Source organism: Bdellovibrio sp. CKG001, assembly GCF_055397465.1.
Genome location: NZ_AP029173.1, coordinates 2,554,418 through 2,568,654, shown reverse-complemented (window position 1 = coordinate 2,568,654; position 14,237 = coordinate 2,554,418). Strand labels below are relative to the sequence as shown.

Annotated in this window: 12 protein-coding genes; 10 read left to right on the top strand and 2 right to left on the bottom strand. The window is 50.2% G+C overall.

What is annotated here, in order from left to right; all coding sequences use genetic code 11:
* Window positions 1-72: 72 nt before the first annotated feature.
* The gene (locus ACZ50P_RS12110) at window positions 73-2,778 is read right to left on the bottom strand and encodes a 2-oxoglutarate dehydrogenase E1 component (RefSeq protein ID WP_464131418.1); all 2,706 of its coding nucleotides are present in this window, start codon (window positions 2,776-2,778) and stop codon (window positions 73-75) included.
* A gap of 224 nt (window positions 2,779-3,002) precedes the next feature.
* On the opposite strand from ACZ50P_RS12110, the gene gpmA reads away from it, so the two are divergent.
* The 9 genes from gpmA (at window position 3,003) to ACZ50P_RS12065 (ending at window position 11,951) form a co-directional block, all read left to right on the top strand.
* The gene (gpmA, locus tag ACZ50P_RS12105; RefSeq protein ID WP_464120496.1) at window positions 3,003-3,749 is read left to right on the top strand and encodes a 2,3-diphosphoglycerate-dependent phosphoglycerate mutase; all 747 of its coding nucleotides are present in this window, start codon (window positions 3,003-3,005) and stop codon (window positions 3,747-3,749) included.
* A 167-nt stretch (window positions 3,750-3,916) separates the two neighbouring features.
* Window positions 3,917-6,706 carry a hypothetical protein gene (locus tag ACZ50P_RS12100; RefSeq protein WP_464131417.1) on the top strand — a complete coding sequence of 930 codons (2,790 nt, stop codon included), beginning with the start codon at window positions 3,917-3,919 and terminating at the stop codon, window positions 6,704-6,706.
* The gene (locus ACZ50P_RS12095) at window positions 6,703-7,200 is read left to right on the top strand and encodes a type II secretion system protein (protein WP_464120498.1); all 498 of its coding nucleotides are present in this window, start codon (window positions 6,703-6,705) and stop codon (window positions 7,198-7,200) included. The genes ACZ50P_RS12100 and ACZ50P_RS12095 overlap by 4 nt, the downstream gene beginning before the upstream one ends.
* Window positions 7,197-8,159 (top strand): pilus assembly FimT family protein, encoded by a 963-nt coding sequence (locus ACZ50P_RS12090; RefSeq protein WP_464120499.1) that lies wholly within the window; start codon window positions 7,197-7,199, stop codon window positions 8,157-8,159. Before ACZ50P_RS12095 ends, ACZ50P_RS12090 begins: the two co-directional genes overlap by 4 nt.
* A 35-nt stretch (window positions 8,160-8,194) precedes the next feature.
* Window positions 8,195-9,337 carry an EF-hand domain-containing protein gene (locus tag ACZ50P_RS12085; protein WP_464131415.1) on the top strand — a complete coding sequence of 381 codons (1,143 nt, stop codon included), beginning with the start codon at window positions 8,195-8,197 and terminating at the stop codon, window positions 9,335-9,337.
* A gap of 144 nt (window positions 9,338-9,481) precedes the next feature.
* Complete coding sequence (locus ACZ50P_RS12080; RefSeq protein ID WP_464131413.1) at window positions 9,482-9,931, top strand: Hsp20/alpha crystallin family protein; 450 nt, start codon at window positions 9,482-9,484, stop codon at window positions 9,929-9,931.
* 49 nt (window positions 9,932-9,980) lie between these two features.
* Window positions 9,981-11,219: an imidazolonepropionase gene (gene hutI, locus ACZ50P_RS12075; protein WP_464131411.1), complete on the top strand. Its 1,239-nt coding sequence runs from the start codon at window positions 9,981-9,983 to the stop codon at window positions 11,217-11,219.
* Between the two features lie 107 nt (window positions 11,220-11,326).
* Entirely contained in the window at window positions 11,327-11,758 is a 432-nt protein-coding gene (locus ACZ50P_RS12070; RefSeq protein ID WP_464131409.1) for a hypothetical protein, read from the top strand.
* Between the two features lie 13 nt (window positions 11,759-11,771).
* Window positions 11,772-11,951 (top strand): hypothetical protein, encoded by a 180-nt coding sequence (locus tag ACZ50P_RS12065; protein WP_464120504.1) that lies wholly within the window; start codon window positions 11,772-11,774, stop codon window positions 11,949-11,951.
* Between the two features lie 3 nt (window positions 11,952-11,954).
* Here the strand turns inward: ACZ50P_RS12065 and ACZ50P_RS12060 are convergent, their stop codons facing one another.
* Window positions 11,955-12,725: a lysophospholipid acyltransferase family protein gene (locus tag ACZ50P_RS12060; RefSeq protein ID WP_464131407.1), complete on the bottom strand. Its 771-nt coding sequence runs from the start codon at window positions 12,723-12,725 to the stop codon at window positions 11,955-11,957.
* 21 nt (window positions 12,726-12,746) lie between these two features.
* On the opposite strand from ACZ50P_RS12060, the gene glpK reads away from it, so the two are divergent.
* Window positions 12,747-14,234, top strand: coding sequence for a glycerol kinase GlpK (gene glpK / locus ACZ50P_RS12055; RefSeq protein WP_464120506.1), 1,488 nt, complete (start codon window positions 12,747-12,749; stop codon window positions 14,232-14,234).
* Window positions 14,235-14,237: the final 3 nt, after the last annotated feature.

Here is a 14,237-nt window from a genome sequence, read left to right as displayed (position 1 = left end):
AGCTTCTGCGACTGCCGTCGCGCCAGCTCTGTCGGCCCAGCCGAATCGCGCCAGCTCTGTCGGCTCAGTCGACTATTTACTGAACACGGCTTTGACAATCTCAGCTTGTTCGATGCGGTGTCTGTAGACAGAACCTGTCGCCGGAGAGGATCTTTCCGGACGGCCCACGTATTCAAAGCCCAGCTTCAGGCCGGCTTTGGAGACAACATCAACAAACTTGAAGTACACGTTCTGGAAGGCACCCATGTTTTTTGGTTCTTCCTGCGCCCATACCAAAGTTTTTGCTTTAGGGTAGGACTTCAGAACTTCCGTCACCTGATTGGCAGGGAATGGATAGATCTGCTCCAGACGAACCAATGCGACATTTTCTTTCTTGGACTTTTCTCTTTCTTCCAAAAGCTCGTAGTAAAGCTTACCGGAAACAAACACCACCGTGTCCACTTTGGACTTATCAATAGTGTCAGCAATCACTTCCTGGAAGCGACCGTTGGCCAGTTCGTCGATCGTGGAAACGGCACGCGGGTGACGAAGCAAAGACTTTGGTGACATCACAACCAAAGGTTTGCGGAAGTCTCTGCGCACCTGGCGGCGAAGAGCATGATAGATCTGAGCCGGTGTTGTCAGATTTACAACTTGCATGTTGTTCTGAGCACAAAGTTGCAAGAAGCGCTCAAGACGGGCCGAGGAGTGCTCGGGACCCTGACCTTCATAGCCGTGAGGCAGAAGAAGTACCAGGCCGCTCATCTGTTGCCATTTGGATTCACCCGCAGACAGGTATTGGTCGATCACGATTTGCGCGCCGTTGACGAAGTCACCGAACTGCGCTTCCCACATCACCAGGGATTTGGGATCCTGAACGGAATAACCGTACTCGTAACCCATCACGCCGTACTCAGACAGAATACTTTCCGCCACCAGCAGTTTCGCCTTCGGATTCAGATCCGCCAGCGGGAAGTAAGCTTTGCCGGTTTTAAAGTCGTACATGCCTGCATGACGGTGAGTGAACGTGCCACGCACGCAGTCTTCACCGGTCAAACGAACATTGGTGCCCTCTGACAGCAAAGAACCGTAGGCCAAAAGTTCACCCATGCCCCAGTCGATGTTTTCTTTGCCAGCGCCCATCGCTTTACGCGCTTCCAGAAGTTTGATCAGTTTCGGATGTGGAGTGAAGTCAGCAGGGTGACTGCCGATTTTCTCGCCGATTTGTTTTAGCTTGCCCAGATCGAAAGTGGTGTCGGCGGATTTTTCGAAATCAGAATCCTTGGCCTTGCGCAGACCTTTCCAGTTGCCTTCGAACTTGAAGTTCTTAAGTTTCGGCGGATTCTTTTTGGTATCTTCGAAAATAGTCTGCAAGCGATCCATCGCCTGGTTGTACATGTCGTCAGAAGTTTTCTGATCCACACTTCCTTCCGCAGCCAGTTTCTTCGCAAATAGCTCGCGAACTGTTGCGTGGGTTTTGATGATCTCATACATCTGCGGTTGAGTGAACGCAGGTTCGTCCCCTTCGTTGTGGCCGAATTTACGGTAACACAGCAGATTGATCACAACGTCTTTGCCGAATTCCTGGCGATAGCGAAGGGCGATGTCCATGGCGCGCACGGCGCTTTCAACATCGTCACCATTCACATGCAGAACAGGGGTGAAGGTCATTTTCGCTGCATCAGAGGAATAACGTGTGGAGCGAGTGTCCTTGCCGTTGGTGGTGAAACCCACCTGATTGTCGATGATGATGTGGATCGTGCCGCCAGTGGAGTGAGAGTGAACTCCAGCCATTTGCAGAGTTTCCTGAACAATCCCCTGACCGGCAAACGCCGCATCCCCGTGGATTAGAACTGGAACAACATTCTTTTTGCCCGTAGTGCCGATTTGGTCTTGAGCCGCACGCGCCATCCCCAAAGCCACCGCGTTCACGGTTTCCAGGTGAGAAGGGTTGTAGGCCAGAGTGACTTTGCAAGAGCCGGTCGCGGTTTTCTTTTCAGTGACATAGCCCAGGTGGTACTTCACGTCGTTGTCGAAGTCTTCAATGGGCTCGGCCAGTTCCAGCGGACCGTTGAAGTCGCCGAAGACATATTCTTCAGGCTTTCCGAAGAAGTTCACCAGGATGTTGACGCGACCACGGTGGGCCATGCCCACGAAAACTTCCTGAACCTGATGAGCCGTGCCTTTGTTCACCAATGTGTCCATCATCGGCAAAATGGAATCAGCCCCTTCCACAGAGAAGCGCTTTGTTCCCACGTAACGGGTGTGAACGAACTTTTCCAAAGTTTCCGCTTTGGTCAAAGCCGCCAGAGCGTTTTTCTTTTCGTCCAAAGAAAGTTTTGCCGGATTGTTTTCGAATTGCTGAGTCAGCCATTGAACTTCTTTTGGAGAAGCATCCGCAGCCTGCAGGGAAAGTGTTCCGCAGTAAGTGGCCTTCAGATGTGCGATGATGTCGCTGAGAGTGGCGTTGGCTTTGCCAATCACAGAACCAATCTGGAATTTCGCCGTCAGATCTTTTTCCGTCAGGCCAAAGCGCTTCAGGGAAAGAAGCTCGCCTGCTTGCGGAGCATACAGCGGATTCAGGTTGGCTTCGGTGTGTCCGTCAGCGCGATAAGCCTGGATGAGTTGGAAGACGGCCAGCTCTTTATCGGACATGCCGAACTTGCCCCCTTGGGCAAACTCAACACCTTCAAAGAAGCTTTTCCATTCTACTGCGAGTGAATCCGGATTCGCTTTGAAATCAGAGTAGAGTTGTTCGATGTATTCAAGATTCGCACTATTGATGCCACTGTTGCTCACGATATAACCTCAAACTTCACATGGGTTGAGCGGGCGGTTAAACAAATTATCTCGAATCCAGAGGTCTTGATATAACTTGTTTCACCGTCCGCTAGCGCTCGCTAATTTTTCAAAAAGTTGGGGATTTGACACGTCTTAATGCGCAGCAAAACGCCAAGCTTTTGATGTTATTTAAAGCCTTGTCATGATAGCTCTTTTTCTATCCAAAATGAAGGAGTTTAAACGTGTATAAGTTGGTACTTATTCGACACGGTGAAAGTGTTTGGAACCAAGAAAATCGCTTCACGGGTTGGCAGGACGTTGATCTTTCCGAGAAAGGTCGAGCGGAAGCTCTAAAGGGTGGCAAAGCTCTTCGTGAAAAAGGCTTCAATTTTGATGTGGCCTATACAAGCATGCTCAAAAGAGCGATTAAAACTCTGAATTTCGTGCTGGATGAGGTTGACCAAGTGTGGCTTCCTGTCCACAAGGACTGGCGCTTGAATGAAAGACACTACGGAGCACTTCAAGGTCTGAATAAGGCAGAGACCGCGGCTCGTCATGGTGAGGAGCAAGTGAAGATTTGGCGCCGCAGTTACGACACTCCGCCACCTCCGATGGAGGTGACAGACCCTCGTCATCCCACGCATGACCCTCGTTACAAGGATGTGGATGCTAAACTTTTGCCTAGCAATGAGTCTTTGAAGGACACCGTTGCTCGTTTCTTGCCGCTGTGGAACGGCACAATCGCACCTGCTGTAAAATCAGGCAAAAATGTCCTGATCGTGGCTCACGGTAACAGTTTGCGTGCCTTGATGCAGCATTTGGAAGGTATGACCCCTGAGGAAATCATGGGCGTAAATATGCCAACCGGTATTCCCATGATGTATGAGCTGGATGCTGATTTGAAGGTCCTGAAGAAGGAATTCATCGGGGACCCCGATGAAGTGAAAGCGGCTATCGAGGCCGTCGCCAACCAAGGCAAAGCAAAATAAGCATTGCGATGAGGGCTCCTTTTAGGAGCCTTTCTTTTTTGTCATTCGAATTTGATACATAAGTTGTTTCGATGTGAAACAAATCCCGTGCGGCGGGACCTCCTTTGCCCTGTCTTTTCTTAAGTTTGATACGATTTATGTCGATACAAGAGACAGGAGAAATCACCGTGAAATCAGTCCGTAAGTCACGTTCTGTCTTTAATAACAGGGGAAGCGCATTCGTCCAGGCGTTGGTGGCCGTGGGTGTTGTCGGTGTTATGATCTACTTCCTGTCGCCGACAGTTGTTAAGCACAGAACTCAGGTCACTAAAACGGCCTCGATCATTACGGCGCGACTGGCTCTGCACTCCATGGTGGATTATACTCTGTTCGGTATTCGACAGCGCTGGTGTTTTTCTGAATCCTGGATGCAGGAAAGTTGTGGCAAGAGTGTGCCGGCAACAGCGGTCGAGCTGCTCAGTCACCCGCGCTCGGTTGAGCGTATTCTAATGAAAAAAGAGACCGTCGACTTCTTGCGAGTGATCGGCATCGCCAATCCGGAAAAAGTCCCTGTTTCAAAAATTCGCCAACGAATCAATATTGAGTCCTTCTCTGCCTTGCATCCGGTTTATAAGATCGTGGCGGATCTGAAGGGTTACACCGTGGCTGCGATTGATGTCTCTATTTCACGAGATGTTCGCGCGTCCATCCCAGAGTACGGTCGGGAAGTGTATTTGCGTATTGATGTGAGCTTGTTGGATCGCTCCGGCAAGGTGATCGAAGTGGGCTCAAGCTCCTTGAAAACAACTTCGTATGTCGGGGTTTATCCTCGTGAGGTTGGAAGCTTTGCCGTGATGGTGGCGGGTGACCTTTATCTGGATAAAACAGTTACCACGGCTTCGGGTTTGAAGAAGGGTGATGCTGTTATCAAACAAACCGGCTCACGCCTTGCCAATATCAAGTATCCAGGTTTGATCTTTGAAAGTCCGGTCTTTGTAAACGGATCCATTCATTTGCCGATGGCGCCGAATTCCGGGGCGGATCTGACTGGCGGGGACACTGTTTATACGCCGGTGACCTTCAAGGATAAAGTGGTTCTGGGTGACGGACCTGTGATGCGCAATAATCAGGAATTTAAACCGCGTTACGCCGGTCAGCAGGATGACCAGTTCTGGGGTCAGATTCGTCAGTTCGGTGGCTTCCAGAAAGGTGTGGAAGTGGATGGCGCACGTGATCTGGGCTTGGACTATCTTTCTGGTTTTGCCGTCGGAGAGACCGTGAATGCCAGTTTGATGGCACAATGTCTGCGCCACGAAAAGATCAAATACGAACTAGCCAATACCGATAACAGTCAATTGACGGGTCAGTTGCTGGGTCAAAAAGGCAGCAAATACAATTACCGCCTGGCTTTGACAGACGGGAATATGTTCACAGTTCAGAACAAAGACGTTGAAAAGCCAAATTCGCCGGACAACTGGTGGGGCTTCCGTGATCTTTTGAAAGGATTCTCTTTAAGTCAGGAAAAACTGGCCGCGACAAGATATAACATCAAGTTCGGTAATATGTATCTGACCGGGGAGATTCCGGCTGAAGGGTCTGTGACTTTGGAACCGAAGATCGATCTTCGACCTCTGGAAAAAAGTCTGGAGCGTCAGGTCAGTCAGCTAGAGTCTGACGTGAGCAGCAGTCAGGCTCGACTGAATCAAGCAGCCCGTGCTGTGGAGCGAGCAATTCGTGATGTCAACGATGCTGAAAATGATGTCGAGCGTGAGGAGCGTCGCAATCCCGTCGACAAGGATCGCCTGTCAAGTGCGCGTTCCAGTCTTTCCAGTGCCCGCAATGATCTGGCTCAGGCAAAACAATATAAAGAACGCATGGAAGCTGAGTTGGATGCGAATGAACGTAAGCTCAGCGGCGCGCGTGAGCAGCTTCGTAAAGTTCGTGCCAGCATGGACATCCAGCCCAAAATTCATCTGACACTTAAAAAGCCTCTGAAGCCAGGGGATGATCCTAAGAACAATAACTCCAACTCTTCTTTCCAGGATTTGGATGTCAGCTTTGATAATGCTTCCATGCTGGTCAACTCCATGGGTGAGCGTTTGCCGGTCTCTCTTGAGTTGATCGCTTACGATGTTGGTTACTATGATGGACGTAACTTAAGAAAGAACTGGGCTGCCGGAAATAACAAAGGATGGCTGGTCTTCGAGCCTGAGGGTGCTGACTTCAAGGTGGGTTCTCGCCTGCGCGATTCCGCTGGTCGTGACAAGAGCGGCTATCCAGAGGATATCGACCCTTATGTGAATCTGGACAATGCCTGTGAAGCCTTGGGTAAAAACTCTTCCGCCTTCGGAGGCTCGGACTGGTCCCAGTCATTTGCTTCATCGGCCCGTCAATCGTGGTCTTTCACGGCGAAACTGGGCGAAGCCAAGGACTTTATCTTTGACAAGAACAACGCCCGTTGGGAGCCAAGTGGTGGCAGCACCGCAGCCTTCCAGGTCGTGTCGTTGGCTAAGACCTGCTATATCAAATCCGATGCGAACTTTGTATCCGGTTTCATGAATTGCGAAAGACTGGTGATTGAAGCCCGTGATAAGCCGCTCAGAATCGTCGGCAGCTTCATTCTGTCGCAAGGAATGTCCATAGATGATTCCGCTTATCGCAGTGGTATTCGCTGGAGTACCATCTATCACGCCATGGCGACTTATGAACTTCGTAAGGCGGGTGTACTAAGAGGTAATAACAGTGTTGATTGCTCGGTGATCAATCGTTACCCGGTATGGCATCCGTACCCAAGTATCACGGACGTTTCCAATCTGTATAAGTGCAACTCCATCTCCTTGCGCGCCAAGGCCGATCCTTTCCGTTGGACGGCAGTGGATCCGGATTGTGGTTTTATTAAAAACAGCAACTCGACAGTGTGTAAGAACCGTCTGGTGCGCTTCTATGTTCTGGAAATTTCGCGGGAGTCCGGCATATGAAATCCCTCATCCGAAACCAGCAAGGTATTTCGATTCTGGAGGTCTTGTTAGGGTTGGCCATGCTGACTCTGGTGGGGTCATTCTTTATCTCAGGAATTCTGAGTATGAAGAAGGTGGCCACAGACAGTGGAGTTAAGAACTCGGTCTATAAGCAGATCAACGACGTCATTGAAAACATCCGGCCTAATGTGCGCATGTATCAGATCAACTACTTCACCTCGGACAAAGAACGTGAAGCAGCGCTGGCGAAGGACAAGCTGCCCATGGCCTGGGGGAATGGAATGATGTCCACGGCCAAGGAATGTCCCGGATGTCCCGGCCGCTATGGTTTTACCATTCAGGCCTACCCGGGGATGAAAGGTTTGTATCTGGTAACAGTTCGTCTGACCCACAAAGATTGGGCGGATGGTACGGATAAAAATGGCAAGGCGGCCAAGCTCACTCCGGCTAACTATGGCTCGGTGGACTATCAGTTTGTGGTGAATGCACAATGATGAAGAATCAACGCGGTTTTACTTTAGCAGAAATGATCGTTGGTGTGGCCCTGATGGGAATCATGGGCATGGTGGCGGCCTCGTTCTTCGTCTTCACGGCAAAAACCAAAACCGAGATCACCAACGAAATTGAAGACAAGGTCGACAGTATTCTGGCCGAGCGTATGATTCTGCGGGATCTGAAGAACTCCGAACCTTCATTTAACAATTTGAATGTGCTGGATGATTACGGTCGCCGGTTCTTTGACTACGTTTCCGATGCGAGCGAGACGGCCGTCGATAACTCTGAACGAAAGCTGACATTGGAGGCGGGGCGCCGCCACGAAGTGATCTTTATTACGACGGCGGAACGAAAGGGCGGAACGATCCTTTATACTCCAGCTTCAGCTTATGAAGTGGGGAATCCGCCGGCGGATCCAAGGCAGGCGGCCTCTTTGAACTTTGTCTCTTTGAATAAAAACAATGAAGTCACCTTCGCCAACGACAAGATCTGGGTGGGTGGAAATGTGGTGATGCTGGATACACCGACAACGGTGAGAGAGATGACCTCATCGGGGCCGGACTACAGCAAGCCGGCGCGCTCTCCGATCTTTTTGGGTGTGGTGCCCAATTCCGGGGCCAGCACGTTGGTGCGCCTGAACTTGGGAAATCTGATCGACATGAGTAATCCGATGTATCCTAATGAGACGATTACAAACGAAGATAAGTTCTTAAGGGATATACCGCCAATGGGAGGAGCTGCTCCTCTTGTCCGCTTGAAAGTTGTCAACATAATCAAGTATTATCTAGCCAAGGATCAAAGCGGGAAGCAAATCAACTTGTGGCGCTCGGTTTATGGGCTGCAAGGATTTAACCAAGGTCAGCTGTTTGCATATGACGTGCAAAAAGTTGAGTTCTCTCGCAAGGACGCAAAGGATGCCTTGATTTACTTCAAGATCGTGCGTCCTGAGAAGAAGTAGCTTTGAGTCTTGATGGGGAATAAAAGGGGGCTTGTATGTTTATGCGTAAAGGGCTTTGCGCCGCCGCTGTGCTAGTGGCATCGGGTGCGGCATATGCTCAGACCGAACAGCAACCGGCAGCAGTGAACTCCGGTGCAGGCGGTTCGGCAGGGTTTCAAGGGGTCGTTTTATCCGGCCAGGCGACACGGGCCTCTTCCGACGGTGTGACCATCAACGTGGCCAACACGTGCTTCGGGACAAATCTTCGTCACGTTTCAAATCCGATTTCACCTGCGTCTCAGGTTAAAATCAAAATTACTATGAATGTCAAAGGTGCGATGAAGACCTACGAGGTGCTTTATCCGGCCAATATCGTAATGAAGGCTGGTGAAACCAACGTGGCCGTCATCAAGCACGACACCGTCAAGGCCAGTTATGCCGGGAACAACGTGCGGATTGTGTTGCCGATCAACTTTAACACGATGGTTGACGAGCAAGGGAATATCTCTGATGACTTTGAAGCCAAGCTGGAAGCCATCACCTTCGAACAGGTTTTCGATGCGCGCCAGAAGCAGGAATACATGGGTTACAACGGCCCGCTTTCTGCCACAGTCTATACCAGTGGTTCAAAAGATGGCCGACAGTACAGTGTCTCAGCCTTCTTCCCGGGTGAAAACGGTTATTGCGGCGGGTATTTCTCGCCACTGATGGTCTTCTTTGATGACAGACTTCCTCAGTTCTCTGCGGCTGTGGACTTCCCTCTGAATCCAACGGGCAAAACAATGTGGCCTGAAGCTGGTGCGCCAGGGGCATTCATTGCAGTGGATCGCAATGGCGATGGTCTGATCACCACCGAAGATGAGTTGTTCGGTAATCAGGGGGACAAATATAAAAACGGTTTTGAGGCTTTGCGCGAATTTGATTCGAACAAAGATGACGTGATTGATAAAAAGGACAAAGACTTTGCAAAACTGCTGTTGTGGTTTGATAAAAACGGTGACGGCAAAGTACAAAAAGGCGAACTGGTTCCTTTGAAGTCACGTATTGAGTCAGTGTCTTTGAAATACGATGCTTCTGCGGTAAGCTCCGTGGCAGACCGCGCGGAAATCCGCGAGAAGAGCACCTTCGTCTTCAAAGAAAAAGGCAAAAAGAAGGAAGGCCGCGTGATCGACTTGTGGTTCTCTCCAAAAATGAAGTAGTCCAGTTTTAATTAGCAAAAAAATCCGAAGCCGGAGTGTGTGAAGACACTCCGGCTTTTTAATTTTTGACAGGTTAATTTCGGCAACATTGACCTGAGTGCAGAGCGCGCCATAATTCGGGCAAGTGATTACAAGGAGGATGTTATGCCTATGCGTTCTTTGGCGCCCTGGAGCAGTCAGCGCCGGTTGGGGGCCACTTCAGACCTAATTAGTCAGTTCGAGGATTTTATTAACGACTTTGACCGGGGTTTTGGTTCAAGTCTGGCGCGTTCAGGGATGGACTTCTCGCCTGCCGTGGATGTTGAGGAAAAGGACAATGCTTATCTTGTGACGGCTGATTTGCCGGGCATGAAGAAGAATGAAATCAAGTTGGATCTGTCAGACAATGTACTGACGATTTCCGGAGAGCGCACCCGCCAGAGCCAAGGGGAAGGGCGCTATACCGAAAGATCCTATGGCAAGTTCCTAAGATCCTTCACGTTGCCGACCCAGGTTAACTCCGAAAAGATCGAAGCTCACTTCGAGGACGGTGTGCTGCACATTACGCTGCCCAAATCAGAGGGCGCGCGCAGTCATAGTATCAAGATTATGTAGGGCCAAGATTTTAACTTGATCCTCGGGACCCATGTGCTTGAATAGGTGCATGGGTATTCTGCTTAAAAATATTTCGACATTACTGACCTTGCAGGGCGCTTCAGCCAAAAATGGCCGCCACATCAAAGAAGAAGATCTGGGTATTATGAACCAGGCTTCGGTTGTCATGGATAAAGACAAAATCCTGTGGGTGGGCCCCCATAAAAAACTTCCCAAGGAATGGGCCAAGAAAAAAGGAATGCGCGAACTGGACATGAAGGGCAAAACGGTTTTGCCTGGGTTCGTGGAATGTCACACACATCTGGTTTTTGCCGGGGATCGCGCGGCCGAATTTGAGATGCGCAATCAAGGGGTCAGCTACCAGGAGATCGCCGCCAAAGGAGGCGGCATTTTGTCGACGATGCGAAAAACGCGGTCCTCGACTTTAAAGGATCTGGTGGCGACCGGGCAGAGGCGGGTGAATCACTTTCTGGCTCAGGGGGTGACCACGCTGGAAGTGAAATCCGGTTATGCTTTGAATCTGAAAGATGAAATCAAGGTTCTTCAGGCGATCCAAGAGCTCCAGGGCCCACGCACTGTCAGTACATTCCTGGGGGCGCATGCTTTGCCACCGGAATACAAGTCTTACGAAGAATATCTGACCTTCCTGGCGGAAAAGGTTCTTCCTGTTGTCGCCAAAAAGAAATTGGCTCGCCGGGTGGATGTCTTTATTGAAAAGGGCTTCTTTCCAGCGGAGGCCTCTGAAAGATATCTGCGTCGTGCGCAGGAACTGGGCTTTGATGTTCTGATCCATGCTGACCAAATGTCTTTAAGTGGCGGCAGTGAGGTGGCTGTGCGTGTCGGGGCGCTTTCTGGCGATCATCTGCTGCAGGTCGAAGAAAAAGAAATCCGCAATCTGGCAAAATCGGAAGTGACCGGAGTTTTGTTGCCTACGGCCGATCTTTACACAAAGACAAAATATCCTCCGGCCCGAGCGATGATCGATGCGGGAGTGCGCGTGGCTCTGGCCACAGATTTTAATCCGGGTACGTCGCCGACGCAGGATCTGAATCTGGTCGGCCTCTTGGCGCGTTTGGAAATGAAGATGAGTCTGCCGGAAGTCATTGCTGCCTACACCGTGGGTGCAGCTCATGCTTTAAATCTGCACAAAGAGGTGGGATCCATCGAAGTGGGTAAATCTGCTGACATTGTAGGCATCGATCAGGAGTGGTCGTGTCTGTTCTACAGTGTGGGAGAGCACGCGGAGAAGGTTGTTTTCTCGAGAGGAAAGAAGGTTTTTGAGCCTTAAAATTAATCTGACGCGTCAGAAAATTTAAGATTCTTAAAATTTCCTTTGAATTAGGAAGGGTTTTCTTCCTAGTCTTGGGTTGTGTCAGTGGAGGGGGGAGCTACAACATGAGGTCATCATACACCACGTTAATGCAGTCGAAGTATTTTAATCCTGCTTTTAATAGTGCCATCTTTGATGGTCCCGTTCGCATTTACTTCGCCCAGTTTCATGAAGCGCTGGCACTGAAGATTTATTTTTTGATTCAGCAGAAGCTTACTGCCGAAATGGCAAAGGCCAAGGAAGTTTCCAAGGCTTCCGGAGCCAACATCCTGGTGATGGTCTATCCGACGGAAGACAGCTTCCTGCTGTCTTTTGAAGACGCCGCCAAACACATCGGTCCTTTGGAAGTTGAAAAATGGCACGATGATGTGGTGATCGGCCTGCGCGGTCCTATTGAAGATGAAAACCTCGACCTTTTGGTTGAGACTTTGCGTCTCACAATGGAAAACTGGCGTCCAGCCCCTGTGGTGCGCACTACCTCTCCTGCGGAAGTGTGATATAATTTAAAATATGAATAAACGAGGTCAAATCGTGGTGGAGTATGTGCTCCTCCTCGTCCTAGCCGTGAGTCTTGCCGCCATCCTGGTCAGTCGACTGGTGAGCCGCAATGCTGATGACCCCGGCATCCTGGTCGCGAAATGGCATAATATTTTAGAAGTCATCGCGGAAGATCTTCCTGATGGAAAATAGAAATTAAAGGAACGCGTGCCCGCGTTTTTGCAGTTCTTCTTCAATTGCCGTCTGCATTTTTTCCTGAATATCCTGAGCAATCTCGTTCATCAATTCCGAATCATTGATGGCTTCCGGTTTATAGGGCAGATGGATCGGCTCTAAAAAGCGAATGCGCCATTTGGCGGGCAGGGGAATCACATTCAAAGGCAGCGGAATGACGGTGCCCTTCAGGAATTTCGTGAACTTCAACTTCTTCAGATTGATGTGGGTTTCCTCGGCCCCCAAAACCACCACGGGAACGATGGGGCATTGGGCTTCCAGGGCCATACGCACAAAGCCGCGTTTGAATTCCTGCAGCTGATAGCGTTCAGACGTGGGTTTGAAGTTTCCCTGTTCGCCTTCTGGGAACAGAACAATGGCGTTTCCTTTTTTCAGGGCATTGACGCCGTTTTCATAGGTCGCCTCGGTAAAACCCATTTTGTTGGCGGGAATGGCCGTGGTCTCAGTTAAAAACCAAAAGTGGTGAGTCAGAACGCGCGGCACACGCTTGGCTTCCTGTTGGACAATATGTCCCAGCAAGATGGCATCAAAGCCAGAATAGCCGGAATGATTTGGTGCTAGCACCACGGCGCCTCGGCGGGGAATGTTCTCAACGCCTTCCACTTCCAGACGGAAGTATTTGCGCATGATTTCCAGAAGAAAACGCGGCAGAACACGAAAAATCAAAGTATCGCGATCCAGAGAGCGCAAACCAAAAATTTTTTCGTTGGGTTTCTTCAGGAAATTCTTCATTATTATTACATCGATTGGAGAATGTTTATGTCTTCTTTTATCATGGCCATTGACCAAGGGACAACCAGCTCAAGAACCTGCATCATCAATCAAGCCGGAGGTCTTGTCGCCGAGGCGCGTGAGGCCTTTAAACAGATTTTCCCCAAGCCCGGCTGGGTGGAGCATGATCCCGAGGATATTTGGTATTCCACGCAACGATCCATGCGTTTGGCATTGGAAAAAGCAGGGATCAAAGGGTCACAGATCCGTGCCATTGGCATCACCAATCAGCGTGAAACAGTGATGCTTTGGGATTCGGAAACAGGCAAGGCCCTGCACAACGCCATTGTGTGGCAGTGTCGCCGGACGCAGCAGATTTGCGAAAAGCTGAAGAAAAACAAAAAAGAAAAAATGATCACTGCCAAAACCGGACTGGTTTTGGATCCGTATTTTTCGGCGACCAAAATTCAGTGGCTGCTAAAGAATGTCCCCAATGCGGCGAAGAAGGCCCGTGAAGGTCGTGCCTTGGTCGGCACCGTAGACACTTTCCTTCTGTGGAAGTTGACTGCAGGCCAGTCGCATAAGACGGATGTGAGCAATGCCTCACGCACGATGCTGATGAACATCCACACGGGGTGGTGGGATCAGGATCTATTAAAACTTTTCGGTGTGCCTGAGGCCATTTTGCCGGAAATCTGTCCGTCCAATGCGGAATTTGGTGTCACTCATGGTTTGGGTTTTATGCCCGATGGAATTCCTGTGACGGGTATTGTTGGGGATCAGCAGGCGGCCTTGTTTGGGCAGACTTGTTTTGATGTTGGGGATTCCAAATGCACCTTCGGTACAGGCAGCTTTTTACTTTTGAACACCGGAAAAAAAGCGGTGAAGTCCAAGAACAAACTTCTGACGACAATCGCATGGAAACTGAAAAATCAGGAAATGACCTACGCCCTTGAAGGAGGCGCATTCGTCTGTGGGGCCGCAGTTCAGTGGTTGCGCGACGGACTGGGATTGATTCAGCAGTCATCTGAGGTGGAGACTTTGGCCAAGACCGTACAAACCACCGAAGGGGTGGAATTCATTCCGGCACTGACCGGTTTGGGAGCGCCTCACTGGAAGCCGGAGGCTCGTGGGGTGATCTGTGGATTGACTCGTGGAAGCACCAAAGCTCATATCGCGCGCGCGACTTTGGAAGCCATGGCTTTGCAGAATGTGGATATCCTAAATACCATGCAAAGGGATCTGGGTAAAAAACTGCGTGGGGTTCGGGTGGATGGCGGTGCTGCTGCCAATGATCTTTTGATGCAGCTGCAAGCGGACTATTGTGGGGCCAACGTTGTTCGTCCCAAAAACTTGGAAACCACGGCTTTGGGGGCGGCCTTTATGGCAGGATTGGGCGCTGGTGTTTGGAAGGATCTAAAAGAAATCAAACGGGTCTGGAAAGTGGAAAAGGAATTCAAGGTTCAGATGGCCACGAAGGCGCGCAAAGATCGTCTTAAAAAGTGGGCCGAAGCTTTGGAAAGAGTGTAGTGC

Coding starts and splice junctions, on each gene's coding strand:
- ACZ50P_RS12095 (WP_464120498.1), top strand. CDS start 6,703: ATGAAATCCCTCATCCGAAACCAGCAAGGTATTTCGATTCTGGAGGTC.
- ACZ50P_RS12090 (WP_464120499.1), top strand. CDS start 7,197: ATGATGAAGAATCAACGCGGTTTTACTTTAGCAGAAATGATCGTTGGT.
- ACZ50P_RS12085 (WP_464131415.1), top strand. CDS start 8,195: ATGTTTATGCGTAAAGGGCTTTGCGCCGCCGCTGTGCTAGTGGCATCG.
- ACZ50P_RS12080 (WP_464131413.1), top strand. CDS start 9,482: ATGCCTATGCGTTCTTTGGCGCCCTGGAGCAGTCAGCGCCGGTTGGGG.
- hutI (WP_464131411.1), top strand. CDS start 9,981: ATGGGTATTCTGCTTAAAAATATTTCGACATTACTGACCTTGCAGGGC.
- ACZ50P_RS12070 (WP_464131409.1), top strand. CDS start 11,327: ATGAGGTCATCATACACCACGTTAATGCAGTCGAAGTATTTTAATCCT.
- ACZ50P_RS12065 (WP_464120504.1), top strand. CDS start 11,772: ATGAATAAACGAGGTCAAATCGTGGTGGAGTATGTGCTCCTCCTCGTC.
- ACZ50P_RS12060 (WP_464131407.1), bottom strand. CDS start 12,725: ATGAAGAATTTCCTGAAGAAACCCAACGAAAAAATTTTTGGTTTGCGC.
- glpK (WP_464120506.1), top strand. CDS start 12,747: ATGTTTATGTCTTCTTTTATCATGGCCATTGACCAAGGGACAACCAGC.